This is a genomic window from Nonomuraea guangzhouensis, from assembly GCF_019396345.1.
In the GTDB taxonomy this organism is placed as follows: Bacteria; Actinomycetota; Actinomycetes; order Streptosporangiales; family Streptosporangiaceae; genus Nonomuraea; species Nonomuraea guangzhouensis.
The window spans coordinates 105,483-129,570 of record NZ_JAHKRM010000007.1 but is presented as its reverse complement, the minus strand read 5'-3'; the positions used below and the strand labels follow the sequence as shown (position 1 = coordinate 129,570).

At 71.2% G+C, this 24,088-nt stretch carries 22 protein-coding genes; 6 read left to right on the top strand and 16 right to left on the bottom strand.

Going from position 1 to position 24,088, the window contains the following annotated elements; all coding sequences use genetic code 11:
* Positions 1-42: 42 nt before the first annotated feature.
* Both KME78_RS15775 and KME78_RS15770 read left to right on the top strand, forming a co-directional pair.
* On the top strand, positions 43-1,668 hold the full coding sequence (locus tag KME78_RS15775) for an AMP-binding protein (protein ID WP_219529640.1): 1,626 nt from the start codon (positions 43-45) through the stop codon (positions 1,666-1,668).
* A 1-nt stretch (position 1,669) separates the two neighbouring features.
* Positions 1,670-3,076, top strand: coding sequence for a DHA2 family efflux MFS transporter permease subunit (locus KME78_RS15770; RefSeq protein WP_219529639.1), 1,407 nt, complete (start codon positions 1,670-1,672; stop codon positions 3,074-3,076).
* A 157-nt stretch (positions 3,077-3,233) separates the two neighbouring features.
* On the opposite strand, the gene KME78_RS15765 is transcribed toward KME78_RS15770, so the two are convergent.
* The 7 genes from KME78_RS15765 to KME78_RS15735 form a co-directional block, all read right to left on the bottom strand.
* The gene (locus tag KME78_RS15765; RefSeq protein WP_219529638.1) at positions 3,234-3,398 is read right to left on the bottom strand and encodes a hypothetical protein; all 165 of its coding nucleotides are present in this window, start codon (positions 3,396-3,398) and stop codon (positions 3,234-3,236) included.
* Positions 3,399-3,468: 70 nt separating this feature from the next.
* A complete protein-coding gene (locus tag KME78_RS15760) occupies positions 3,469-4,260 on the bottom strand; it encodes a hypothetical protein (protein WP_219529637.1) in 792 nt (263 codons plus the stop codon).
* A gap of 209 nt (positions 4,261-4,469) precedes the next feature.
* Positions 4,470-5,510 (bottom strand): COG1470 family protein, encoded by a 1,041-nt coding sequence (locus KME78_RS15755; RefSeq protein ID WP_246651150.1) that lies wholly within the window; start codon positions 5,508-5,510, stop codon positions 4,470-4,472.
* Between the two features lie 5 nt (positions 5,511-5,515).
* Positions 5,516-6,175, bottom strand: coding sequence for a hypothetical protein (locus tag KME78_RS15750; protein WP_308126968.1), 660 nt, complete (start codon positions 6,173-6,175; stop codon positions 5,516-5,518).
* A 92-nt stretch (positions 6,176-6,267) separates the two neighbouring features.
* On the bottom strand, positions 6,268-7,098 hold the full coding sequence (locus tag KME78_RS15745; protein ID WP_219529636.1) for an ACT domain-containing protein: 831 nt from the start codon (positions 7,096-7,098) through the stop codon (positions 6,268-6,270).
* Between the two features lie 160 nt (positions 7,099-7,258).
* Positions 7,259-7,462: a cold-shock protein gene (locus KME78_RS15740; RefSeq protein ID WP_086663560.1), complete on the bottom strand. Its 204-nt coding sequence runs from the start codon at positions 7,460-7,462 to the stop codon at positions 7,259-7,261.
* A 213-nt stretch (positions 7,463-7,675) separates the two neighbouring features.
* The gene (locus tag KME78_RS15735; RefSeq protein WP_219529635.1) at positions 7,676-8,137 is read right to left on the bottom strand and encodes a MarR family winged helix-turn-helix transcriptional regulator; all 462 of its coding nucleotides are present in this window, start codon (positions 8,135-8,137) and stop codon (positions 7,676-7,678) included.
* Between the two features lie 112 nt (positions 8,138-8,249).
* On the opposite strand from KME78_RS15735, the gene KME78_RS15730 reads away from it, so the two are divergent.
* Positions 8,250-9,692: an MFS transporter gene (locus tag KME78_RS15730; protein WP_219529634.1), complete on the top strand. Its 1,443-nt coding sequence runs from the start codon at positions 8,250-8,252 to the stop codon at positions 9,690-9,692.
* A 4-nt stretch (positions 9,693-9,696) separates the two neighbouring features.
* On the opposite strand, the gene KME78_RS15725 is transcribed toward KME78_RS15730, so the two are convergent.
* On the bottom strand, positions 9,697-10,500 hold the full coding sequence (locus tag KME78_RS15725; RefSeq protein ID WP_219529633.1) for an SAM-dependent methyltransferase: 804 nt from the start codon (positions 10,498-10,500) through the stop codon (positions 9,697-9,699).
* 201 nt (positions 10,501-10,701) lie between these two features.
* Here KME78_RS15725 and KME78_RS15720 point away from each other — a divergent pair, with 201 nt between their 5' ends.
* From KME78_RS15720 to KME78_RS15710, 3 genes are all read left to right on the top strand, one after another.
* The gene (locus KME78_RS15720) at positions 10,702-10,950 is read left to right on the top strand and encodes an SCO4226 family nickel-binding protein (RefSeq protein WP_219529632.1); all 249 of its coding nucleotides are present in this window, start codon (positions 10,702-10,704) and stop codon (positions 10,948-10,950) included.
* Positions 10,951-11,016: 66 nt separating this feature from the next.
* Positions 11,017-12,036, top strand: coding sequence for a Glu/Leu/Phe/Val dehydrogenase family protein (locus KME78_RS15715; protein WP_219529631.1), 1,020 nt, complete (start codon positions 11,017-11,019; stop codon positions 12,034-12,036).
* A 64-nt stretch (positions 12,037-12,100) separates the two neighbouring features.
* Complete coding sequence (locus KME78_RS15710; protein ID WP_219529630.1) at positions 12,101-14,062, top strand: ATP-binding protein; 1,962 nt, start codon at positions 12,101-12,103, stop codon at positions 14,060-14,062.
* Here KME78_RS15710 and KME78_RS15705 read toward each other — a convergent pair.
* From KME78_RS15705 to KME78_RS15670, 8 genes are all read right to left on the bottom strand, one after another.
* Complete coding sequence (locus KME78_RS15705; protein ID WP_219529629.1) at positions 14,022-15,935, bottom strand: ABC transporter ATP-binding protein; 1,914 nt, start codon at positions 15,933-15,935, stop codon at positions 14,022-14,024. The two genes, KME78_RS15710 and KME78_RS15705, sit on opposite strands and share 41 nt — an antisense overlap.
* On the bottom strand, positions 15,932-18,829 hold the full coding sequence (locus KME78_RS15700; protein ID WP_219529628.1) for a type 2 lanthipeptide synthetase LanM family protein: 2,898 nt from the start codon (positions 18,827-18,829) through the stop codon (positions 15,932-15,934). Before KME78_RS15700 ends, KME78_RS15705 begins: the two co-directional genes overlap by 4 nt.
* 6 nt (positions 18,830-18,835) lie before the next feature.
* Positions 18,836-19,084, bottom strand: a complete 249-nt coding sequence (locus KME78_RS15695; protein ID WP_219529627.1) for a DUF6229 family protein — start codon at positions 19,082-19,084, stop codon at positions 18,836-18,838.
* A 76-nt stretch (positions 19,085-19,160) separates the two neighbouring features.
* Positions 19,161-20,342 (bottom strand): bifunctional 3-oxoadipate enol-lactonase/4-carboxymuconolactone decarboxylase PcaDC, encoded by a 1,182-nt coding sequence (pcaDC, locus tag KME78_RS15690; RefSeq protein ID WP_219529626.1) that lies wholly within the window; start codon positions 20,340-20,342, stop codon positions 19,161-19,163.
* A complete protein-coding gene (locus KME78_RS15685; RefSeq protein WP_246651149.1) occupies positions 20,339-21,742 on the bottom strand; it encodes a lyase family protein in 1,404 nt (467 codons plus the stop codon). The genes pcaDC and KME78_RS15685 overlap by 4 nt, the downstream gene beginning before the upstream one ends.
* The gene (locus KME78_RS15680; protein ID WP_219529624.1) at positions 21,732-22,223 is read right to left on the bottom strand and encodes a dioxygenase family protein; all 492 of its coding nucleotides are present in this window, start codon (positions 22,221-22,223) and stop codon (positions 21,732-21,734) included. The genes KME78_RS15685 and KME78_RS15680 overlap by 11 nt, the downstream gene beginning before the upstream one ends.
* Complete coding sequence (gene pcaH, locus KME78_RS15675; RefSeq protein WP_219529623.1) at positions 22,220-22,888, bottom strand: protocatechuate 3,4-dioxygenase subunit beta; 669 nt, start codon at positions 22,886-22,888, stop codon at positions 22,220-22,222. The genes KME78_RS15680 and pcaH overlap by 4 nt, the downstream gene beginning before the upstream one ends.
* A gap of 19 nt (positions 22,889-22,907) precedes the next feature.
* Positions 22,908-24,062 (bottom strand): 4-hydroxybenzoate 3-monooxygenase, encoded by a 1,155-nt coding sequence (locus KME78_RS15670; RefSeq protein WP_219529622.1) that lies wholly within the window; start codon positions 24,060-24,062, stop codon positions 22,908-22,910.
* Positions 24,063-24,088 lie beyond the last annotated feature (26 nt).

Here is a 24,088-nt window from a genome sequence, read left to right as displayed (position 1 = left end):
GCCAAGGGCGTCTGCGAGGCGCCTGACGAAAGGCGGGCGAGCGTGACGGACACACACGAGGAATATCGGCGCAACGGCTGGTGGCGGAGCGCGACCTTCCTGGATGACCTTCGGCATAACGTGGCGGCATTTCCCGGCAAACCCGCGCTGATCAGCCGACGGGTCGCCGACGGCCGTACCGACGTCGTCACCTACGCGGAACTGGACCAGTTGACCGACCGAATCGCCCACGGCCTGATCCGGCTGGGCGTACGGCCCGGGGATTATGTCGCCATCCAATTACCCAATCGCCGGGAGATGCTGCCGCTGACGCTGGCCTGCATCAAAGTCGGCGCGCGTATCGCGCCGCAGTTCCCCATCTACCGGCATCGCGAGCTCGACTTCATGATCCGGCTGACCGAGGCGCGGGTCTTCATCACCGTGAACCAGCTCGGTGACCTGCCGACCGCGGAGACCGCGATGACGCTCGCGAGCGAGATCCCGACCCTGGAGCACGTCGTCGTCCTCGGCGGCGACGGCCCGGCCGGGTCCATCGGATTCGAGGAGCACCTCCTCGACCCCGAACCCGGTGACCCCGCGGAGCTGGCCGGACGCGCGCTGGGTCCGGACGATCCGTTCCTCATCCTGTTCACCTCGGGGACGACCGGAGAGCCCAAGGGCGCGCTGCACAGCCAGAACACCCTGCATGCCGCCATCCGCGGCTACGGGGACGCGTACGGCCTGGACGACAGCCTGGTCATCATGACGGCGCAGACCTCCATGCACTATGTGGGCCTGGTGATGACGTACCTGCAGGCGTTGATGCTGGGCGGCACCGCGGTCACGGCCGACCTCTGGAACCCCGGCGTCTACCTCGACCTCATGGCCGAGCACGCCGTCACGATGTATTACGGCACGCCGCCCTTCGCCCGGGAGATCAGCGAGGAGCAGAAGGCCAACCCGCGGAAGATCCCCAGTCTGCGGATCTTCGTGTCCGGCTCGGCGCCCGTCCCGCCGCACCTGGTGGAGCAGGTGAGCGAGATCCTCGGAGTACGGGTGTACGCGCTGTGGGGCATGACCGAGAACGGCGGCGTCACCATGACCCGGCCCGAGGACCCGCCGGAGCGGGCCGGAGAGAGCGACGGCACCGTCGTGGCCGGCATGGAGGCGCGCATCGTCGACGAGGAGAACCAGCCGGTCCCGGCCGGCGAGATCGGCGCCTTGCAGGTACGCGGCGCGGCCCAATGCCTCGGCTACTACCGGCGCGACGAGATCTACGCCAAATCGGTCACGCCGGACGGCTGGTTCGACACCGGCGACCTGGCCCGCGACGACGGCTACGGCGGCGTGCGCATCTCCGGCCGGACCAAGGACGTCATCATCGCGAACATGTGTCTCAAGCTGCCGGTCAGCGACATCGAGGCACTGCTCGGCCGGCACCCCGCCGTCCGTGACATCGCGCTCATCGGCATCCCGGACCCGAAGCTGGTCGAGCTGGTGTGCGCCGTGGTGACGCCGGCGGGTGAGCCACCCACGCTGGAGGACCTGCGGACCCACCTGGAGGACGCCGGCGTGAACAGCTGGTTCTGGCCCGAGCGCCTCGAACTCGTCGAGGCGATGCCACGGACCCTCACCGGCAAGATCCGAAAGGTCGAGCTCCGGGAGCGGTTCGGCGCGGCGTCGAGCTGAGGTGCGCGGATCCCGCGCGCTCCCGCTGGCGGTGCTGTGCGGGAGCGCCTTCCTCGGTGCGATCGACGTACAGCTGGCGAACATCGCGTTCCCCGACATGCTCCGGAGCTTTCCGAGCAGCGGCCTGCCCGAACTGTCGTGGGTGTTCAACGGCTACGCGATCACGTTCACGGCGGCGCTGCTGCCGGCGGGCGGCCTGGCCGACCGGTTCGGTTATCGCCGGGTCTTCCTCGCCGGGCTGACGGTGTTCGTGATCGGCGCCGCGCTGTGCGCGATCGCCCCCTCGGCCGGCATCCTGATCGCCGCCAGGGTGGTCCAAGGCGTGGGCGGCGGCGTGATCACCCCGCTGACCCTCGCCCTGATCCTGCCGTACTACCCGCCGGAACGGCGTGGCACGGCGATCGGGCTGTGGAGCGCGACGCAGTCGGTGGCGACCGCCTCCGGGCCCTCGCTCGGCGGTCTGCTGGTCGGCGTCTGGGACTGGCGTACGGTGTTCTTCCTGCACCTGCCGGTCGGGCTCGTCGTGCTGGCCGGCGCGTGGCGAACCCTGGCCCGCACACCCCCGTCCACCCCGTCCCGGCTGCCGGACATCGTCGGCCTGATCCTGCTGGTGGCGGCCATCGGCCTTCCCTCACTGGCCATCGTGCAGAGTGACGCGTGGGGGCCGGGCAGCCCGGGTACGATCACCGCCCTGGTCGCGGGCGTCGTCTTCGGCGTGCTGTTCGTCCGGCGGGCGCGCTCGCACCCCGCTCCCATCGTGGACCTGAAGATCCTCCGGGCCCGGAGCACGCAGCGGGCCAACCTCGCGATGTTCCTGCTCGGCCTGGTGATGTTCGCCCTGCCGCTGGCCAACATCCTGTTCCTGACCAGGATCTGGGGATATTCCGAGACCCAGGCGGGGCTCGCCGTCACTCCGGGAGCGGTCGCGCAGGTCCTCACCGCACCGATCGCCGGACGGCTGGCGGCCAGAACCGGGCATCGCCGACTGGCGCTGTGCGGTGTCGTGCTGCTGTCGCTCGCCACGGCCTGCCTGGCGGTCGCGACCGGAGGCGGCCAGGCCTACCTCACGGTGGTCTTCCCCGCGGTCGTCGTCACCGGGGTCGGCATCGCCGTGCTGGTCACGTCGCTCAGCGGCGCCGCCGTCGCCGAGATCCCGCCCGCGCGGCTCGCCACCGGCACCGCCTTGTCCGTCACCTCGCGGGCCTGCGGCGCGGTCATCGGCGTGTCGGCGCTCGTGCTGGTCCTGTCGGGGCACCGCCTCGGCGTGCTCGGCGCCTATCACGGCGTCTGGGCGACCATGCTCGGGATCTGCGCCTTCATCGCCCTCGCCGCCGCGGGCTTACACGGCCCAGAGGCACCCGCCACGGCGGACGCCGGTCAGCGCGAATCCGGCGCGGAGCCGCCGTGACCGTCGCGCCCCGCATCCGCCGTCGAGCGGTCCGGCTGAGTCGGCTGACCGGGCTCAAGGTGAGCCAACCTCAAACGTACGGTCCGCAACTGGCTGCGCTGCGTAGTCAGACCCGTTGAATCCACGGAGGCGCCGCCGCTCGGAGGGCTTCCAGCGATCAAGCTCCGGTCGCCCGCCAGCGAAGTCCGAGTCTCGCGCGGCGCCTCTTGACTTCCTTCTCCACCAGCAGGACAGCGCGTCGTTCGACGTCGGTGTAATACTCGTCGACATCGAGCCGCTCGTCCGCGACCTGCTCGGCCCTTTCGATGACTTCGTCACTCACAGTAGGTCCGTTTTCCATTTAGGCTCCCTCCCTGCATTTGCCGCCCCGTCGATGCGCTGCCATCAAAGTCTCACAGAGCACGAACATGCGCCAGACCTGCGGCCAGCGCTCCGCCGAGCAGTCTGAGCGCTTCTACATCCGAATCTTCGAACGCTTTCGCCTCGGGCGAGACCACGACGAGCAGCCCTTCTTTGAGCCCGGCCTCCTTGACGCCGACCGAGCTGGCGATACAGCTCTTATACCGGGGCTTCCCCATCTCCAGGACGTCGAGGAAGCAATCTTCCCGGCTAATATCATCTACGCGCTTCACCCTCAGATGGTTCGATGCGAATTGCAGGAGATCTCTGTCGTGATCACCATCGACACCTAACCTGCTCCGCGGCGAGCCGACTCCCCAAAGCGCGCTTACCAGTTGTAGATACCCGTCCTGCCCGAACTTATAGTAAGCGGCCCGGGTCAAGCTCGGCTGCTTGGCATGACTGCAGGTACGCCTGGCCGCGGCGACGATCTGGTGGATGAGGATATCGGCCGCGGCCTGCGCCTGGATCGCATCGTTCTTACTGCACAAACGGCCGAGAGCGACGATGACCGGAAGACCTCCGCCGGAGAGAGTCCGAGCCAATCGCGCGGCGACCTCTTTGTAACCGCCGTCGCTCGTGTGCCTCAGCCATATCGAAAGTCCGCCGAGCGCCGCGCAAATCAATAAAGCCAGGACAACGGCATCATGAGCCTGATCATCGACAAGTGTGACCGCGACTCCAAGCCCCGGGACCGCCATTCCAAGAAGGGCCGTAACGGGGAGGTTGAGGAGCGCCTTGTCCGCGACATTTCGCACGACCTGCCAGGTGCGCTTGCTTTTCATCAGCCGATTGTCCTCTGCCGATCTTGAGCTACCAGAAGTATCCGCCGTGACAAGATAACGTGAGCCAGGCGTGGTAGCCACAAGAATGTTCATAGACAGAGGATCATCACCAATCCGACACCACGATGATCGGACATCTCTCCTATAAGCCGCCTAAGTGATTAGTCGGGCTCGACACCACGGCAAATAAAAACAAACAATGGCACTCATCAATTACCGGAACTCGGCTGACGCGTGCGGAAGCGACGGAACGCGACGAGGAGGACCACCCCGGCGATGAGGGCGGTCAGCCCGGCGCCCGCGAGGGCCAGCGTCCACGGGGAGTCCAATGACCCCGGCAGGCCCCACGTTCCGGGCTTTTCGGGAAAGGTGAGCGTTCCGGTCGCCGTATGGCTGACCCGGCCGCTGCGCAGGGTGAGGTGGAACCTCCACGGCCCGGCGGGCAGGTCATTACCCATCAGTGCGATGACGTTTCCCTGGTCGCCGGGCGCCAGGGTGGTGTCGCGATTGACCGGGAAGGGGCCGGCGCGCAGAAAGCTCGGCCCGTCCGACAGCGACAGCTCTCCGTCGAAGTCGAGCGCGCGTTCGCCGGTGTTGGAGACGTCCACCACGATCTTCAGCTGCCCGTCCTCGGCCCGCCCCGGCACCACCTCGCCGATCTCGAAGTCCGAGGGCGGCTCCCCGCCCGAACCCACGTCGAGATAGGAGCGGATCCCGACGCGATGGACGAGCTTCACGTTCCCCTTCGCTCCAGGCTTGTCCGAGGAGACCTGTGCCCATACGACGGCGTACCGCTCTCCTTTACTGGCCCATTGCGGCACGGCGACGGTGGCCTTCACCCGCGTCCTGCCGTTCGCCGGCAGGTCGACGGACGAACGGTTGAGCCTGACCCACTCGCTCAGCTCGTTGGAGGTGCGGTCCGGCGCGAAGGTGAAGCGTCCGCCCCTGATACCGGCGGCGGCCGCGTACAGCTCCACGTGCTGAGGCTCGCGCGAGGTGCTGTAGACCTCAAGGCTCCGGGTGAAGGTGGTGCCGGGATTGACATGGTCGACGATGAAGACGCGCGAACGCGGGTCGTCCATCCGGTTGGCAGGGACTTCCAGCAGCTTGATGCCGATGCCGCCCCTGCCGCTCGAACTCGTCCCGTCCCGGCTCTCCGAGTCCGCGACCGCGGGAGCGCTGATCACCACGTGCAGCAGGAGCGCCATCAGCGTCGTGTAGACGGGCCTGCGCAACAGCGAGGTAGGCATATGAGCTAGGCGACGGAGTGGTTCACCGTGCCGGTATAGGTGCCTGCCACCGCTTGGGCGGGGAGGTTGACGACGATCCACGGGTTCCAGGTGCAGGAGTTGTCGCCGGAGCCGGTGACCTTGCTGTAGGCGGTGCGCGATACGTTCAGCGATTGCGCGGCCGCCGCGTTGATCTGGCCGGGGACAAAGGTGCCGGTACCTGTGGTGGCGGTCGCGGGGCCGGACCAGTACAGAACATCCGTGTTGGGAATCGTCTCCGCGGGGGTGCCACCACCCGTCGTGAAGCCACCCGCCGAGGCGTCCACCGACGACACCCACGTAGCGACGAGCGCGGCCCGCTCGTCGGTCACCTCGACCGGGCCGAGAACTGCAGTGATCTGCTGGCCTCCCGCGCCATCTCCGATGAGCTTGGCATCCGGCACGCTGATCTTCAGGCCGTCCTCGGCGGTCACGGTGAAGGTCACCGTGGTGGGACAGGTGGTCGACTCCGGGCATTCCACATCCTCGGCCTGCGAGGGAAGGGCCACCAGCGTGGCGGCCAGCACGCCGGCGGCACCGACCAGCGGGATGCGCAGACAGCTCTTGAACATTGCCGATTCCTTCCGTAGAACCCGGCGTCCTGTCTGGATGCGCTCCCGGGTGATCTCTTCCTGCTCTGCGATCACCCGCCTGAAACGGCCCGAGCGAGCATCTATCAACTCTTTGTGATCATATGATGACTATATGTAGTCATGGTCGGGCGGTCGGGAGCCGGCGTTCAGTCGGAGTAGCGCCGCTGTCTCACGCTGGCGGCCAGCGCGGCGGCCCGGGCCGCCTCTGTCGGCGTGAACGGCAAGGCGGGGCGGCTGACCAGGAGCGCCCGTTCGGGATGGACGGAGATCACCATGGTGGTGCCGGAATCGCCGCCGCCGGCGACGGTGTCTCCGGGAAGCCGCCATTGGACGTCCGTGGCGCGCAGGAGCTCCGCCATCGCGTGGGGCAACTGCTCCGGATCCTCGCTGACGGCGTGGCCCAGGACGAGGGCCTGGACCCCGGGATCGACCAGGTCTTTGACGTACGCGCGGACGATGACGATGTCGAGCCCGCCGGCCTTGCCGACCGCCGACCGCAGGTCCTTCTCACTCAGCTGGGCGGGCGTCTCGACCACGAACTCGTCCAGCGCGTCGCAGCCGGACGGAGAGATCGCGCTGCTGCCCGTCGCGGCGATGTGCAGGGCCAGGACGTTGCAGTCGAGCCTGGCGAACGCCGCGGCCAGTTCCGCCAGACGGCCCGGTCGGTCGACCACCCGGGTGCGGATACGCCACAGCTTCATGGGCCGGCCTCCCTCGATATCGATCACCTCGGCGGTGTGACGCCGGGTTCCGCGCCGCGTGCCGAGCCGTTTGTGGACGAAGGCGCAGACGATCAGCCCCGCACCGAGTGCGATCAGCACCGCGGGGCCCGGGGCGGAGTGCCCCATAAGAGTGGCGAACAGGTGGGCCAGACCGACCGCGACGAACAGCACCGCCAGCTCTACGACCTCACGCTTCCACGAGGCGGTGGCCTGCTCAGGAGTGTGCGCCCGATCTACATCTTTCGCATCGCTCATGGGGGCAGGATGGCAGCCGGCTGTTTCGCGGCCACGTGACGTGCGGTTTCGCCGACATTAACGCTCAGGAGGGCGCCGCGCCCCGCGACTCGGGCCCGCAACGCGACGAGCCGGGGCCCGCACCTCTTCAGGTGCGAACCCCGGCTCGTTGTGCGTTACGTCAGGCGGGAACGATGTTCTCGGCCTGCGGGCCCTTCTGGCCCTGGGTGATGTCGAAGCTGACCTTCTGGCCTTCCTGCAGCTCGCGGAAGCCCTGGGCAGCGATGTTGGAGTAGTGGGCGAAGACGTCGGCGCCGCCGCCGTCCTGCTCGATGAAGCCGAAGCCCTTTTCGGAGTTGAACCACTTCACAGTGCCAGTCGCCATGTCGATCTCCTCTTGGATAGGCGCAGTAGTCAGGACCCGCACGTCACGGGCCCCACGTCGCCGAAATGACCCATCCGGAAATGACCGGCAAACAAAATGCGCCTGAGGGGCTACGTCCCGTCAGGCGCACACAAAGTTCATTGGGTACCAGAACTGCAACAGAGTTCAGACTAGCACGCACCCCCTGCCGATGGGCCGACACGCACCACCACGTCAGCCGCCGTCGCGGCGGTCCGTCGAGCGGGTGTGGTGGTCGAGGACGCGGCCCAGCAGGTCGACCAGCCGCTCGCGGTCCGCGGGTGACAGCGGGGCGAGCAGGTCGCGCTGGACCTCGCCCAGCACGGCGTCGAGCTGGTCGAGCCGCCGGCGGCCCTCCGGGGTCATGGTGATGACGTTGCGCCGCCGGTCGTCCGGATCGGGAGCACGTACGACCAGCTTCTGCTCGGCGAGTTCGTTGACCATGGCGACGGTGTCGCTGCGGTCGATCCCGCAGCGCTGGCTGAGGCTCGCCTGGCTGGCGGGGCCGTACTCCTCCAGCGCGGCGAGTATCGCGAAGTGGTAGCCCCGGGCGTCGATCGGGCTCAGCCCCTCGGTGATCAGCCTGTGCGCGTGCAGCGAGGTCTTGTTGATCAGCCAGCTGGCTTTCCCGCGCAGGCGGCTGGGGGCTGTCTCCATGCGCAGAGTCTAGCCAATCCGTTGGCGTTACCCACGATCCCTGTTACCGTTGGCCTGGCCAACATTTGATCAGCAAACATTGGCTAAGCCAATCAATCTCGTGAGGTGTGTCATGTCCACAGCAGTCGGCTCCCCCCGGCTTCCTTCCGGCCCCGCCGCCCCGGTCCCCCGGCGCTGGTGGGCGCTGACCGCGGTCGCGACAGCCCAGCTGATGATCGGACTGGACCTGACGATCATGAACATCGCGCTGCCGTCCGTACAGAGGTCACTGGATCTGTCGGATCCGGACCGGCAGTGGGTGATCACGATCTTCGCTCTGGGGTACGGGGGGTTACTGCTGGTGGGCGGCCGGCTGTCGGATCTCCTCGGCCGCAGGCGCAGTCTGATGATCGGGTTGATCGGGTTCGCCCTGGCCTCCGCGATCGGCGGTGCGGCGGTCGGCCCGGCGATGCTGCTCACCTCGCGGGCCCTGCAGGGTGTCTTCGGGGCGCTGGTGACTCCGTCCGTGCTGGCGACCCTCGCCGCCACCTTTCCCACGCCCGCGGAGCGCGGTAAGGCGTTCGGGATCTACGGCACCGTCATGGGCAGTTCCTCCGGCGTGGGCGTCGTGCTCGGCGGGGTCCTCACCGACTACCTCGACTGGCGCTGGTGCATGTACGTGAACCTGCCGATCGCCGTCGCCGCCGGAGCCGGTGTGCTCTACGCGGTCCGTCCCGCGCCCCGCGCGGTGGGGGTACGGGTCGACGTCGCCGGGGCGCTGCCGGCCACCATCGGCCTGATGGCCCTGGTCCTGGGCTTCGCCCGAGCCGAACCGGACGGCTGGGGCGGGGCGAGCACCCTCGGGGCGCTGACCGTCGGCGTCCTGGCGCTCGCGGCATTCGTCTGGGTGCAGAGCAGGGTCGCCGGGCCGCTGCTGCCGCTGCGGGTGGTCCTCGACCGGCGTCGTAGCGGGTCCTATCTGGCGGTGCTCAGCCTGGCGGTGGGCATGTTCGCCGCGCTGTTCTTCCTCACCTTCTATCTGCAGAACGTGCTCGGCTATTCGCCGGTCCGGGCGGGTCTGGCCTTCCTGCCCCTCACCGCCGGGCTCATGCTGGGCGTACGCCTGGTGAGCCCGCTCCTCATGCGCGCGCCGGTACGGTCACTGCTGTGCCCTGGGCTGCTGACGATCGCCGCCGGGCTCGCGCTCCTCGGTCTCCTCCAGGTCGACAGCGGCTACTGGCCGCACGTGCTCCCGGTGTTCGCGCTGGTCGGTCTCGGCACCGGGTGGGTGCTGGTCGCCGCCAACAGCACCGCGACCCTCGGCGCGGGGGCCGACACCGCCGTGGCCGGGGCCATGGTCATGACCTCGCAGCAGATCGGCGCCTCGCTCGGCACGGCGCTGCTCAGCACGATCGCCGGGACGGCCGCCGCCGGCTATCTCCACGCGCATCCCGCGGCGGCCGCCCGAGCGGCCGTTCACGGCTTCAACGTGGCGAGTCTCGGCGCCGCCGGGTTCCTCTGCCTGGCCGCGCTCGGGGTCTTCCTCATCACCGGCCCGCGCGGCTCCGAGCGTTAGCGGGTCAGGGCTTCCTGGCGATGCCGCCGTACATGAGGCGCTGACCCACACTGAGCACCTCGGGGACGGTGTCGTCGGGACGCCACAGGGGCAGCGGGACGACCCCCGGCTCGAGCAGTTCGAACCCGTCGAAGAACCCGGTGATCTCCTCGGGGGTCCGGAAGCGGCCGGTGCCGAGCAGCGCGAGGAACTTCTTCTCCGCGTCGCGCGCGTCCTGGGTGGCGGAGCAGAAATGGGTGATGAACAGGTAACTGCCTGAGGGGATCGCCGCCATGTAGGCGTCGACGATGCCCTTCGGGTCCTCGCTGTCGTGCAGGTGGTGCAGGATGCCGACCAGCATCAGGCCCACCGGCCGGTCCAGGTCGATGAGCCGCTTGACCGTCTCGTCGCTCAGAATCGCCGCCGGGTCACGCAGGTCGGACGTGACCACCCCGGTCCGGTCGTTCTCGGCCAGGATCGCCCGGCCGTGGGCCAGCACCATCGGGTCGTTGTCGACGTAGACCACGTGCGAGTCCGGGTTGGCCCGCTGCGCGACGTGATGCGTGTTCTCCACCGTCGGCAGGCCGGAGCCGAGATCGATGAACTGCGTGATGCCCCGCTCGGCGAGCAGGCGCACGCCCCGGCCGAGAATCTGCCTGTTGTACGTGGCCACATCGTAGATCTCGGGGACGACCTTCACGATCTCGGCGACGAACGCGCGGTCGACCTCGAAGTTGTCCTTGCCGTTGAGCACGACGTCATAGGCCCGGGCGATGCTGGGCCGCGTGGTGTCGATGCCATTTGCCCACAAGTCCGACTTGTCGGTCACGGTGGACTCCTCGCGAGGTCGGAAACCGTCTTAATGATCATATGCCGGAAAGATGAGGGAGACGCGGTTTTGAAGCGATAAGCGAGCGGGTAAGCGACCGCGTCTCTGACGTGCCATTTGATGAATGTTGGGATGATTAATGGCGTATGTCGGATTTAGGCTGGGAGGGATTTCGCCAACTGTCTCCAGCAGGAGGAACCCATGACGAGGTTCATGGACGTCCACCACAACATGATGGGCATCACCGACGAGCAGTTCCGTGAAGCGCACGAGGCCGACCTCGCGATCCAGGGGGACGAGGGAGTGTCCTTCGTGCAGGCCTGGGCGGATCCCGACGAAGGTCTCATCTACTGCCTGTCCGAGGCGCCGAGCGCGGAGGCCGTACAGCGGATCCACCAGCGGTCGGGCCACCCCGCCGACGAGATTCACCCTGTGCCGCTGGCGCTCTGACCGCCGCGTCCCAGCTCAGCGACTGTTCCGGCGGGCAGGGCCGCCGAAGCCTCCTAGAGTCGCCGTATGCCGAAGACAACGGACGAGGCGGAACAGGTCGTGTTCGGGAGCGACCCGGCCACCGGGCTGCGCTCGATCATCATCATCCACGACACCACGCTCGGGCCTGCCCTGGGCGGGGTGCGGATGTGGCCGTACGCGGGCGAAGCGGAGGCGCTCGCCGACGGCCTGCGCCTGGCGCGGGCCATGACGCTGAAGGCCGCGGCCGCGGGGCTCGGCCTAGGCGGCGGCGCCGCTATCGTCATCGGCGATCCGGCACGCGACAAGTCCGAAGCCCTGCTGCGCGCCCACGGCCGGTTCATCGCCACGCTCGGCGGCCGGTTCATCCCGGTCAACGACGTCGGAACCGGGCAGGCGGACATCGAGGTCATCGGCCGCGAGACCGCGCCCGTCTGCGACAACGGCGACCCCTCTCCGTACACGGCGCTGGGGGTTCTCGAATCGATCCGGGCCGGGCTGCGTGCCGCCCGGGGCTCCGGCGAGCTCGCCGGAGCGACCGTGGCCGTTCAGGGAGCCGGCAACGTCGGCTCCCACCTGACCCGTCTCCTGCGCGCGGAGTCCGCCGACGTGGTAATCGCCGACCTCGTCGGCGAACGCGCTCGTGACGTGGCCGAACGGTACGGCGCGCGGCTGATGTCACCGCAGGACATCGTCTCGGCCCCCTGCGACGTGTTCGCGCCCTGTGCCCTTGGCGAGGTGGTGACGGAGGAGACGCTGCCCCGGTTGCGGTGCCGCGTCATCGCCGGGGGCGCGAACAACGTGCTCGCCGAACCCGGCCTCGCCGACGAGCTCGCCCGAAGGGGCATCCTGTACGCGCCGGACTTCCTCGCCAACGCCGGAGGGCTGGTGTATCTGGAGGGCCGGCTCCTCGGCCACGACGACGCCCGCTCGACCGCGCGGGTCGAGCGCGTGGGAGGGATCGTCGCCGGCGTCTTCGAGCGGGCGGGCCGCGAGCACATCACCACGGTCGAAGCCGCCACCGCGATCGCGCACGCGAGACTGGCGGCACACAGCCCCGGTAGCTGAGCTCACGCCGTGGAACATCCTGTCACGCCTCCTAGGTGGGGAGACGGGAGGCGGCGGGAACACCATGATCGATGGGGCATGCGGACGCGAGAGCAGAGTGCTGATCCGGCTGGTGGGGTCGTTCACGGTCGAGCGGGACGGCCTGCGCGGGACGGTCGGCGGCCGGGCCAGGACGCTGCTGAAACTGCTCGCGGTCGAGCGCGGCCACGCCGTGCCCACCGACCGCGTCGTGGAGGCGCTGTGGGGCGACCGCCCGCCGAAGCGGCCGGTGGAGAACGTCGCCACGCTGGTGAGCAGGCTGCGCAGGACGCTCGGCCCGCAGGCCGTGACGGGCGGCAGGCGGTGCTACCGGCTGGGCGAGCCGCCGGCGGTGAGCGTGGACCTCGACGAGGCGACCGCGCTGATCGCGGAGGCGGAGGGCCGGCTGGCGGTGGACGAGGCGGCCGTGGCCGTCGCCGCGGCGACGCGGGCGATCGAGCTGCTCGACGGCGGCGGCGTACTGGATGGGGAATCCGACGCGACCTGGGCGGCGGCGGCGCGGGGCGAGGCGGCCGGGCTGCTCCGGCAGGCGCGCCACGTGGCGGCCGCGGCGGCGCTCCGGATCGCCGAGCCGGGGCGGGCGCGGCGGGCGGCCGAGGCGGCGGTGGCCGCGGACCCGTTCGACGAGGCCGCGCAGCGCCTGCTGATGCGGGCGCACGCCGCGGCGGGCGAGCCCGCGCGGGCGTTGCTGGCCTACGAACGGCTGCGCGACATCCTGGCGGCCGAGCTGGGCACGGACCCGGCGGCCGAGACGCGGGCCGTGCACCTGGCGATCCTGCGCGAGCGGCCGACCGCTCCTCTGGCCGGGGCCGCGAGGGCTCCCCTGACTGGGGTCGCGAGGGAAAGGGGCGCCACGCTGCCGGGGCGGGCGGTGGAGGTGGCCGGGATCTCGCGGTCCTGGGCGGCGGCCGTGGCGGGGCGGACCGGCGTGCTGCTGATCGTCGGCGAGGCGGGCATCGGCAAGTCCCGGCTGGCCGATGAGGCGGTACGGGTCGCGCGGGCCACCGGCGGGATCGTCCTGCGGGCGCAGTGTCACGAGATCGAGCGTTCGCTCTTCCTTCAGCCGTTCGCCGACGCGTTGGCGCCGCAGGTCACCCGGCTGGCCGGGCCGGTGCTCCACGGCCTGGTGGGGAATGGGGCGCAGGCGCTGGCCGGGCTGATCCCGGAGGCGGCGCCGGCGCTGCGGCAGGGGCGCGACGGGCCGGGCGGGGAGGCCGGGCGCAGGTCCGCGTACGAGGCGGTGGTCGCGGTCCTGCGGGGCCTGGCGGCCCGGAAGCCGGTCCTGCTGGTGCTGGAGGACCTGCATCTCGCCGGGACGGCGACCGTCGAGCTCGTGCACTACCTGGCCCGCCGGGTCTCCGGCGCCCGCTTGCTGGTCGTCGCGACGGCACGCCCGGCAGAGGACGCGGCGGAGGGCGCGATGGAGGGCGCGGCGGCGATGGAGGCGCTTGGGCGCGCGGCCGTCCGGCTGGAGCTGGGGCCGCTGCCCGCGCAGGCGGTCGCGCGGCTGGCCGCGGAGGCCGGGCTGGGCAGTTGGGCCGACGAGGTGCTCCACCGGACGCGCGGACATCCGCTGTTCGTCGTCGAGCTGCTGCGCGGCCTGGCGGCGGGTGAGCGCGGGGTTCCGGAGGCGCTGCGCGCGGCGGTGCTCGCGCGGGTCCGCCGGATGGGCCCGCTGGTGGCGCGGCTGCTGCGGGCCGCCTCCGTGCTCCGCCGCCCCTTCGATCCGGCGCTGCTGGGCGAGCTGCTCGGCCTCGCGCCGCAGGTGGCCGCCGAGCAGTGCGAGCGCGCGCTGCGGGTGGGGCTGCTCGTGGTGGTGGGCAGCAGGTACGAGTTCGCCAACGACCTGACGCGGGAGGCCCTGTACTCCGCCACACCCGCCCCGACCCGGCTGGTCTACCGCCGCCGGGCCGCCGAGTTGCTCGGTCCCCGCGCTCGGCCGTCGGTCAACGGCCGGAGCCGCTGCCCCGAGCCCGGCCGCCGTTGAGGGGGAGTTCGTCGGCGTACATGCGGGCCTGCAGCTCGTACAGCTCCGCATACCGGCCGGATCGGGCGAGCAGCTCGTCGTGCGTCCCCTGCTCGACCAGCTCGCCCTCGTGCAGGAGGTAGATCCGGTCGGAGTTGCGTACGCTGGCCAGCCGGTGCGTGATCAGGATGACGATCCGGCCGGTGGCCAGGCGGCGCAGCGACTCGTACACCGCGAACTCGGCCTTGGCGTCCAGCGGCGCGGTCGGCTCGTCCCAGATCAGCACGGGCGCGTCGCGGAAGACGCCGCGGGCGACGGCCAGCCGCTGCCACTGCCCGCCCGACAGTTCCCGGCCGCCGCGGAAGTACTTCGACAGCAGCGTCTCCCAGCCGTGGGGCAGGTCCGCGACCACGGTGTCGGCGCCCGCCAGCTCGGCGGCGGCACGCAGCGCCAGGTCGCCGGGGTCGTCGCGGTCGTGGCGACCGGCTCTGACGTTGGCGCGGGCGGTGTGCGGCCATCGGATCGGGTCCTGGAGCACCATCATGATCCGGTCACCGACGCTGTGCGGGTCCAGCTCGCGGATGTCCACGCCGTCCCAGTTCACCTGCCCGCCCGTGGGCTCGTAGAGGCCCGCCATGATCTTGGCGAGCGTGGTCTTGCCGGAGCCGTTCTCACCGACCAGGGCGATGGTCTGGCCCGCGCGGACGGTGAGGTCGATGCCGCGCAGCGCGTCGCCGGTGCCGCCCGGGTAGCCGAACTCGACGCCGCTCAGCGTGATCACCTGCGGCGCGGCGGGCGCCGGCCGGGTGGCCGCCGCGGGGCTCCTGGAGGCGGCGTCGTCGACGAACTCCTGGTAGTCGGCCACGTACATGCCCTGCTCCAGCAGCTGGTGCGCCGAGTGGACCAGCCGGCTGAGCGCGGCGTTCGCGGTCCGCACGGCTATCACCGCCCCGCCGGCCACCGCCAGCGGGATCCAGCCCGCCTGGAGCAGCAGGCCGAGCACGGTGAACGTGATGCCGGCCATGAGCCCGGTGAGCGCCCGGCCGACGGTGCCCACGCGCACGTGGCTGGTCTGTACGCGTACCTCCTGGTCGCGCAGGGGGTCGGCCACCTCGGCGTACTCCCGCAGCAGGAAGTCCTGGGCCTGGCAGGCGCGGATCTCCGGGGCCGGCTCGCGCTGCGTGCCCAGCTCGGTGATCATCTGGACCCGGCGGTTCAGGGTGACCGTGCGGGTCATGTGCGCGTACGCCAGCCGGGCCGAGCGCTGCACCGTCCAGGCCGCCGGGAACACGCCCAGCACCAGCACCGGCAGCAGCGCGGCGTGCAGGACGGCCAGGCCGGTGACCGCGGCTGCGAACGACAGCACCGCGCCGATGAGGTCGACCAGGTTGTCCACGGCCCGCGCGAGGTGGAACAGGCCGCGGTCGCGCGCCCGCTGCATCCGGTCGTAGAAACCGGCGTCGTCGTAGGCGGCCAGCTCCACGCGGAGCCCGGCCGCGAACAGCTCACCCTCCGCCATCCGGCGCACCGCGGGCGTCAGCCGGGCGTACGCGGCCGCGATGGCCGTCTCGACCGCGCCCCGCAGCACGTACGCCCCCGCGACGAGCACGATCATGGGCAGCGCGGCCGCCACCACCTCCACGGTGGGGCCGGCGGCGAGCAGCCGTTCCAGCGCCCCCGTGGTGGCGAGCAGGCCGAAGGCCGTGGCGGCGCCCGACACGAGCTGGAGCAGCACGACCGTGACGGCCTGCCGGGGCGCCGCCCGCGCCACGATCGTGAGCACCACCCGGCTGGTGGCCGGCAGCCGCCGGCACATCCGCCAAAAGCCCAGGTCCCCGGCGTCGTCGAGCTGCCAGTACGGCGACACCATCTGAGCGTCGGCGGATGCGCTCAAGACGCCTGCACCGGCCCGGGATCGGGCAGCAGCACCGACGGCAGCGTGCATTCGGGATGCATGCGGAGCAACTGGTACGCGACCCCGCCGAGGCCCGGCATCAGCCCCGGGACGAAGGCGTCCCGCGCGAACCCGCTGACCGGCCCGTGCTCCTCGACGCTGCCGATCAGGTGGGCCTCCAGCCGGGACCGGTCCAGCCCGCCCGCGCCGAGCCCGGCGGTGACGGCGAGGTCCAGCACCTCCCAGGCGCCGAAGTCGCCGTGGCACAGGGTGTGGTTCCAGCCGATGCCGTCGGCCTGGCTGGCCTGCGCCGCGCGCCGCAGCAGGTCACGCAGCCGTTCCGGGTCGCCGCGGCCGGACATGAGCCGGTCGGCCGCGACGGCCGCGATCCCGACGGAGCCGTGGCACCACGCCGCCCCGATCTGGTCCGGCCCGCGCAGGTCGCGCCAGCTTCCGGTCTCCGGGACGTACAGGGTCTCCTCGTAGGCGAAGGCGGCCTCGGCGAGGGTGGCGCAATCGGTGTCGCCGGTGGCCGCCGCCAGCCGGTCCAGCGCCCAGCCGATGCCGGTCGCCCCGTGCGCCAGGCCGCCGATCCCGTCCGGGAAGCCGTCGATCGTCCAGCACGCGGTGTCGCCGCGTACGCGGGCCGCCGACACCAGCTTGCGGCCGATCTCCCCGGCCAGCTTCCCCGCGTCGGCGTCGCCCGCGCTCTCGTGGAGCCGCAGCAGCGGCACCACCGCTCCCGCCATGCCGCTCACCAGGTCGAGTGACGGCTCGGAGTCCAGGGCCGCGGGCAGCTCGCGTACGACGTCCGCCGATCGCGAGAACGCCTCGGCCGGCTCGATCACCCCGAGCCGGACCAGCAGCAGCCACCCCCAGATCCGCGACGCGAGGCCGAGGTAGCCGCCGGCGGGCGCGGGCCGTCGGACCTTTATCTCGCCCCGTTTCTTCGCCCACTGCTCCTCCGCCATCCGCACGGTACGCAGCACGTCGTCCAGCAGTGGCCCCACGTCCGGCACCGGGTCGGCCCGGCCCGCCTCCATCTCGCGCAGGTAGCCGGCCAGCAGCGCGGCGATGCCCGCCGCCCCGCCGTACATGTCGAGGCCGAGCGGCATCACCGCCCATCCGGTCGGGTTGAGCACCGGCGCGATCCACGTGACCGTGCCGTCCTCGGCGCGCACAGCGGCGTCGGACAGCGACCGCATGATGCCGGCCGCCAGCGCCCGCCGCCTGCGGTCCAGGCGGTCGGTGTCCAGGCGAGCCGGGAGCAGGCGCCGCTGGGTGGGCACGCCGCCCTCGTTCAGGTACGCGCTGACCAGGGCGGACTGGATCACCTGCCGCTCCAGAGCGAGGTCGGCCGACCGCCACCGGCTCAGTGTTCCGGCGATCAGGTCCTGGGCAGGACCCCACAAGGTGCCACGCGGCCCGGCGAGCCGGCCGCGGCGCGGCGTGGTGGCGAAGAACGGCACGTCGCCGTCCAGCAGCTCCTCGACCTCCGCCTCGATCACCACGGGGTCGTCCGGCCGGCCGGGCGCGTTGGCCGCCTGCTTGGCGAGCAGGTCCGCCGCGCGCCGCCGGGCGGTGGGCTCGTCGTGCAGCGCCTGCGGGTGCCAGAGCATCCGCTGCAGCTCGGCGTAGCTCTCGGTGGACCTGAGCACCACCCGGATCGGCAGGTCGGCGAACTCCTCAAGCCACCCCTGCAGCTCGCCGCCCTCGTCGATCTTCCTGAGCCGCCTGGTGAGCCGCGCGAACCCGTCCACCACCAGGTCCCAGTGCTTGATGAGCACGGGTTCCGGGCTCGGGTGGTTGAGCGAGAGCGGGACGCGTACGGGCGCGAGGCCGATCCGCGCCTCGTCGGTCCCGACGCCGAGGATGACGGGCAGCTCCGTGACCGGTTGCTGGCCGGGCAGCGAGCCGATGGCCGACATGTCGACGCCGCGCCAGCCGAGCGCCAGTCCCCGGCCCGGCAGCAGCCCGGTGCCCAGCACCGAGCCGCCGATCAGCCTGCCCGCCCGGTCCGCCGCGAGCCCGTACCCGGACTCGCGGGCCGGCGACTGGGGCGTGAACAGCGTCTCGCAGTCCACGACGGTCGGGATCGGGCCCGCGGCGATCAGGTTCTCGGCGTGCAGGTCGGTGCCGCCGACCAGCCGCATCACGGCCAGCCAGTGCCCGAGGTTGCGGTAGAAGCAGCGCAGTTCCTCTTCGTCGGCGCAGTAGCGGTGGGCGACGTGCTCTGCCCAGCCGTAACCGTCGCCGTTCACCACGTCGGGGACCCTGATCCGCGTGTCGGCGGGCTCGTCGTCGAGCAGCCGGCTCAGCAGCCGCGTCACGGCGAGATCCACGGCGACGGATCGCGGCTTGTAGACGACCTTGCCCGCGGCGCAGCTCAGGATCGCCACACTCTGCCCGCCGCGATGGCTGTCCCCAGCGCCGAACTCGACGCTCACCAGCTCCCCCGGCTCATCCCCCTCGAACGGCCGGAGCAGCGTGGTGACCAAGGGCCGGTCCGCGGCGAAGCGGCGGGCCAGGCTCATCGCCGCCGCGCACCTGTTGCCGATCAGCCGGCGCAGGCGCGGGATCAGGGTCGGGTAGTGGGCGCCCAGTGACTCCCAGAACTCCTGGTTCGCCGCCTGGGACTCCCAGTCCCGCCACCTGGCCTCCGGGTCGTCGCCCGTGAGCCTGCCGGTGATCCTGGCCGCGTTCAGCTCCAGGAGCAGCACTCGGTTGGTCCTCAGGCGCACGGTGTCCAGCAGCGCCTTGGCGGCGCCCGCGTGCACGGCCCGGCGTTCCGTCTCCGCCAGGCCCGCGACGGACCCGAGCCGGGCCGCCAGCCGCTCCAGTGATGGTTCGAGCAGGCGGTCCAGCACGGTGTCGCTTACGGTGTACTCCCCCATGTCAGGTCAGCAGCACAAGCGTCCGGCGGAGGCCGTACACGCCGTGCCGCAGCCGCCCACGGTCTGGTCGGGGGGCGGAGGCGGCGGGTTGCAGCCCGACGCGGCGAGGATGGATTCGAGGGTGATGTCCGCTTCCGCGTACTCACCGCTGGCGAACAGCGGGCCGGCCGGGTTCTCCCAGCCTTCGACGAGCTCGGTGCCGCTTCGCCAGCCGGCCACGATCCGGTCGGCCTGCTCCTGGGTCAGTTTGGGCATGAGATCGATCCTTTTCTTGAGCCGGACAATTTCGCTCAAGATGCTGCCAAGCGGCATTGCAAATCCGTTGCAGCCTTCAGGCTTCTTCGGTCAGGACGCGCTGGGCGACGGCGAAGGCGGCGTTGGCGGCCGGGACCCCGCAGTAGATCGCCGTCTGCAGCAGCACCTCGCCGATCTCGTCGGGCGTCAGGCCGTTGCGCAGAGCCGCGCGCACGTGCATGGCCAGCTCGTCCAGGTGGCCGCGGGCGACCAGCGCGGTGAGGGTGACGCAGCTGCGGGTACGGCGGTCGAGGCCGGGGCGGTTCCAGATCTCGTCCCAGGCGTAGCGGGTGATGAGGTGCTGGAAGTCGCGGGTGAAGCCGGTGGTGGCGGCGACGGCGCGGTCGACGTGGGCATCGCCGAGCACCTCACGCCGGGTACGCATCCCCGCCGCGTGACTCGAATCGCCGCCCAGGTGCTGGACGATCGCGGGCGTGACGGCGTCGGCCCGCTCCACACTGGCCAGGTGCGCCGCACCGGGCACCACGCGCAGCAGCGCCCCCGGGATGCCCTGGGCCAGCGTGAGAGCCTGGCCGAGCGGGGTGGCCGGGTCGTCGGCCCCGGCGACGATCAGGGTGGGGGCGGTGATGGCGGGCAGGCGTCCGATCAGGTCGCAGGACGCGAGGGCCTCGCAGCAGGCGGCGTACGACTCGGCGTCCACGCCGTCCAGCATGTCCGTCACCCAGCGGCCGTCGTAGCCGGCGGTGAACCAGCGGGCCGCCAGGGCCGGCGCGAGCTGGGCCACACCGGAGGCACGCACCAGCGCCGCCCGCTCCAGCCACGGCCCCGGCTCACCGAACCGGGCCGACGTACAGCACAGCACCAGACTCCGCACCCGGCGTCGTGGTCCTGACGCCCGCTCGCCTGTCCGCCGGGTTGCCTGCTGCTTTGGCTGCTCCCCTGCCTGCTCTCCTGCGGCGATCGCGGTGGCGATGGCGCCGCCGAGCGAGATCCCGCCGACCGCGAACTCGTCGTCGTCCGCCAGCTCGTCGTCCACCAGATCGAGTACGGCCCGCGCCAGGTCGTCGATCGTCAGCCCGGAGGCGGCGGGCGCCGAGCCACCATGGCCCGGCAGGTCGTACCGCAGCACGCGCCACGTCTCGGTGAGCGCGCTCAGCTGCGGCTCCCAGATGTCGAGCGTGGTGCCGAGCGACGGCCCGAGCACCAGCAACGGCGCTCCGGCGGGACCGTCGACGCGGTGATGCAGCTTCATGCTCATGCTCGCTTCCGGTAGTCGGCGAGGATGCGGTCGACGAGTTCCGGCGCGGCGCCCAGATAACCCTCGGGGTCGAGCAGCTCGTCCGGCCCCTCCAGCGGTCCCGGACGGCTCAGCGCCTCGTCGAGGGCGTCGCGGCCGAGGTGGACCGCGAGCCGTTCCGACACGATGCGCCCGCCGGTCAGGCAGGCGTTGTCACGCATCCGTTCGGGGAACACCTGGAGCCCGGCGACCAGCTCGGCCGCCGTCTCCGCCGCGCCACCGGTCAGCCGCAGGCATTCGCGCAGCGGCAGCCACTCCGCCTGCCAGGCGCCCGCCGCCCGCTCATGCTCCCCCGCCGCTCCCAGGAGCTGGGCGTACGCGGGCACCTGGAGCGCCGCCGACCGGATCAGCACCGACAGGGCGGGGTTACGCTTCTGCGGCATGGCCGAGGAGTTGCCTCGGGACGACTCGGCGACCTCGCCGACCTCGGTCTGAGCCATGAGGATCACGTCGGTCGCCACCTTGCCCAGCGCCCCCGCCGTACCGGCCAGGGCCGCACCCAACTCGGCGACCACGGACCGCTCGGCATGCCACGGCGCGAGCGGGGCGGCCAGCCCGAGCTCCTCGGCGTACAACTCGACGAGCCGGAGCACCCGCGCCTGCGCGCTCTCCCCTTCGACGGCCCGAGCCGTCTCGCGGGCGGCCGATCCGACGGACCCGGCACCACCACCGGGAGAACCGGCAGGCTTGGCGTCGGTGGAGCGGGCGGTTTCGACGAGGGCGGCGAGGGTGCCGGCCGCGCCGCCGAGTTGGGCGGGGAGGCGCAGGTCGCGCAGACGGTCGCGGGCGCGCAGGAGGCCGGACAGCCAGCCGGCCGCCTTCAGCCCGAACGTCGTCGGCACCGCCTGCTGGCCCAGCGTGCGAGCCGCCATCAGCGTGTCGCGGTGCCGTTCCGCCAGCCCGGCGAGCACGCCCATGACCGTGTCCAGATCGGCCGTGATCAGGCCGACGGCACGCGCGGCGACCAGCATGGCCGCCGTGTCGAAGATGTCCTGGCTGGTAGCCCCCCGATGGACGAATTCGGCCACACCTTTGTCGCCAACAGCTTTTCGCAGGTCGGCGACCAGCGGGACGACGGGGTTGGCGGCCTGCCGGGCGCGCTGAGCCAGGTCCGGCAGGTCGGCGGTGAACCCCGAGGCCACCCGGTCGATCAGCGAGGCCGCCGCGCCGGGGATCAGCCCAGCACGGCCCTGGGCGCGGGCCAGCGCCGCCTCGGCGTCCAGCATGGCCCGCAGCCAGGCGGCGTCCGAGGTCGCCGCCTCCACACGGGTGCCCGCCCGCACCGGCGCCAGCAGCCCACTGTCGACAGACCCACCACCGGCCCCGGCGGAAGGCCCGTGAGCAGACCCGTCAGAAGTCAAGGAACACCGTCTCCCCATCCCCCTGGAGCCGCACGTCGAACTCGTACCGCTCCCCCGACCCGGTCGCGATCAATGTCCCCCGTCGTTCCGGCGCCAAGCCGTCCAGCAGCGGATCAGGCCGATCCTCCAGGTACACACGGGTCAGCAACGACCTCAGCAACCCCCGGGCGAACACCTGCAACGACAGGTAAGCCCCCTCAGGCCGCACCGTACGAAACCTAAACGAACCATCCGGAGCCGTGGCGCAGCGCCCGAACCCGGACACCTCCCCATCACCCCGCAGCAGCGCGCCACGATCGCCGGCCCGCCCCAGCCAGAGCTCCAGCAACGCGTCCGGCACCGGCTCGCCGGCGCCGTCCAGGACGCGCCCGGTCAGCGTGATCGCGCCCGGGTGCCCGGGAGGAACCAGTTCCCAGTCATGCTCGTACGGCAGCGCGTGGCTGAAGAACGGCCCCACGGTCTGCGAAGGGGTGAGCTTCATGAGGACTCCATCGGGGTGCTGCCCAGCACGATGTCGAAGGAGTAGCCCAGCGCCCATTCGGGCTCGGTCAGCTCCATGGAGAAGGCCGAGACGAGCCGTTGCCGGGCCGCCTCGTCGGGGACCGACTGGAGGATCGGGTCGAAGGGCATCAGCGGGTCGCCGGGGAAGTACATCTGGGTGACGAGCCGTTCGGTGAACGCCCGCCCGAACACGGAGAAATGCAGGTGCGCCGGCCGCCACGCGTTGTGGTGGTTGCGCCAGGGGTAGGCGCCTGGCTTGATCGTGACGAACCGGTAGCGGCCGTCCTCGTCGGTGAGGCAGCGGCCGGCGCCGGTGAAGTTCGGGTCGAGGGGGGCGGGGTGCTGGTCGCGTTCGTGGGCGTAGCGGCCGGCGGCGTTGGCCTGCCAGAGCTCCACCAGCGTGCCGCGGATCGGCCGGCCGGCGGAGTCCAGTATGCGGCCCGTGACGGAGATGCGCTCGCCGAGCGGCTCCCCGGCGTGCTGCCTGGTCAGGTCGGCGTCGAGCGCGCCGACCTCGTGGTGGCCGAAGACCGGGCCGGTCAGCTCGATCGCGTCGGGATCGTCCTTGAAGGCCACCGGCGGCTGCGCGGGCGCCCGAAGGACCGTGCTGCGGTAACCGGGGCTCAGGTAGGGAGGATGGGTCATGGCCGTCCTTCGAAGTTGATCATGGCAGTCCCACGTAGTTCTCCGCCAGCGTCGTCGCGGCCGCCTCGGAGGAGGTCACGTAGTCCAGGTAGGACAGCTGCAGCCGCCTGCCGTAAGCGTCGTCGGAGTCGAACGTGTGCAGCAGGGTCGTCATCCACCAGGAGAAGTGCTGAGCCCGCCAGACCCGCTTCAGACAGGACTCGGAGTAGGAGTCGAGCAGATCGGCCGAGCCGGTGGCGAAGAACCGGTCCAGCGCCTCGGTCAGGACCCGCACGTCGGCCACGGCCAGGTTCAGGCCCTTGGCTCCGGTGGGCGGGACGATGTGGGCGGCGTCGCCGGCGAGGTAGAGCCGGCCGTACTGCATGGGCTCGGCGACGAAGGCGCGCATCGGCGTGACGCCCTTCTCGAAGATCTCGCCGGTCTCCAGCGTGAAGCCGGGGACGGTCTCCAGCCGTGCCTTCAGTTCGGCCCAGATCCGCTCGTCGGGCCACTCGTCCACGTCGGCGTCGGGCGGGACCTGGAGGTAGAAGCGGCTGACCGTGGGCGAGCGCATGCTGTGCAGCGCGAAGCCGCGTTCGGTCCTGGCGTAGATGAGCTCCTCGGACGAGGGCGCCACCCTGGCCAGGATGCCGAGCCAGGCGAAGGGATAGTCCCGTTCGAACACCTGCAGAACGCCCGGCGGGATCGACGGCCTGGACACGCCGTGGAAGCCGTCGCAACCGGCGATCACGTCGCAGTCGAGCCGTTCGCCGCCGAACGTCAGGTACGGCGCGGCCTCCAGCGAGTGCGCGGCCACGTCCTCGATCTCGAACCGCACGTCGCCGCCCGCCGCCAGCCTGGCGGCGATCAGGTCCTTGACTACTTCCTGCTGGCCGTACACGGTGATGGACCGGCCGGGCACCAGCTTCTCGAAGGCGACGCGGTGGCTCTGCCCGCCGTACCTGAGCTCGATGCCCTGGTGCGGCAGGCCCTCGCGCAGCAGCCGCGCACCTACGCCGGCCTCGACCAGCGTGTCGACCGTCCCCTGCTCCAGCACGCCGGCGCGTACGCGGCGCTCCACGTAATCGCGGCTGCGTCGCTCCAGCACCACCGAGGAGATGCCGCGCAGGTGGAGCAGATGGGACAGGAGCAAGCCGGCGGGGCCCGCCCCGATGATCCCTACCTGAGTACGCATGACGGAAGCATCCCGCTTAGGCGGCC

Excerpts from the sequence above, each read along its gene's own strand:
- KME78_RS15760 (WP_219529637.1), bottom strand. The coding sequence starts at position 4,260 with ATGAAAAGCAAGCGCACCTGGCAGGTCGTGCGAAATGTCGCGGACAAG.
- KME78_RS15755 (WP_246651150.1), bottom strand. The coding sequence starts at position 5,510 with ATGCCTACCTCGCTGTTGCGCAGGCCCGTCTACACGACGCTGATGGCG.
- KME78_RS15745 (WP_219529636.1), bottom strand. The coding sequence starts at position 7,098 with ATGAGCGATGCGAAAGATGTAGATCGGGCGCACACTCCTGAGCAGGCC.
- KME78_RS15740 (WP_086663560.1), bottom strand. The coding sequence starts at position 7,462 with ATGGCGACTGGCACTGTGAAGTGGTTCAACTCCGAAAAGGGCTTCGGC.
- KME78_RS15735 (WP_219529635.1), bottom strand. The coding sequence starts at position 8,137 with ATGGAGACAGCCCCCAGCCGCCTGCGCGGGAAAGCCAGCTGGCTGATC.
- KME78_RS15730 (WP_219529634.1), top strand. The coding sequence starts at position 8,250 with ATGTCCACAGCAGTCGGCTCCCCCCGGCTTCCTTCCGGCCCCGCCGCC.
- KME78_RS15720 (WP_219529632.1), top strand. The coding sequence starts at position 10,702 with ATGACGAGGTTCATGGACGTCCACCACAACATGATGGGCATCACCGAC.
- KME78_RS15715 (WP_219529631.1), top strand. The coding sequence starts at position 11,017 with ATGCCGAAGACAACGGACGAGGCGGAACAGGTCGTGTTCGGGAGCGAC.
- KME78_RS15710 (WP_219529630.1), top strand. The coding sequence starts at position 12,101 with ATGATCGATGGGGCATGCGGACGCGAGAGCAGAGTGCTGATCCGGCTG.
- KME78_RS15700 (WP_219529628.1), bottom strand. The coding sequence starts at position 18,829 with ATGGGGGAGTACACCGTAAGCGACACCGTGCTGGACCGCCTGCTCGAA.
- KME78_RS15695 (WP_219529627.1), bottom strand. The coding sequence starts at position 19,084 with ATGCCCAAACTGACCCAGGAGCAGGCCGACCGGATCGTGGCCGGCTGG.
- pcaDC (WP_219529626.1), bottom strand. The coding sequence starts at position 20,342 with ATGAGCATGAAGCTGCATCACCGCGTCGACGGTCCCGCCGGAGCGCCG.
- KME78_RS15680 (WP_219529624.1), bottom strand. The coding sequence starts at position 22,223 with ATGAAGCTCACCCCTTCGCAGACCGTGGGGCCGTTCTTCAGCCACGCG.
- pcaH (WP_219529623.1), bottom strand. The coding sequence starts at position 22,888 with ATGACCCATCCTCCCTACCTGAGCCCCGGTTACCGCAGCACGGTCCTT.
- KME78_RS15670 (WP_219529622.1), bottom strand. The coding sequence starts at position 24,062 with ATGCGTACTCAGGTAGGGATCATCGGGGCGGGCCCCGCCGGCTTGCTC.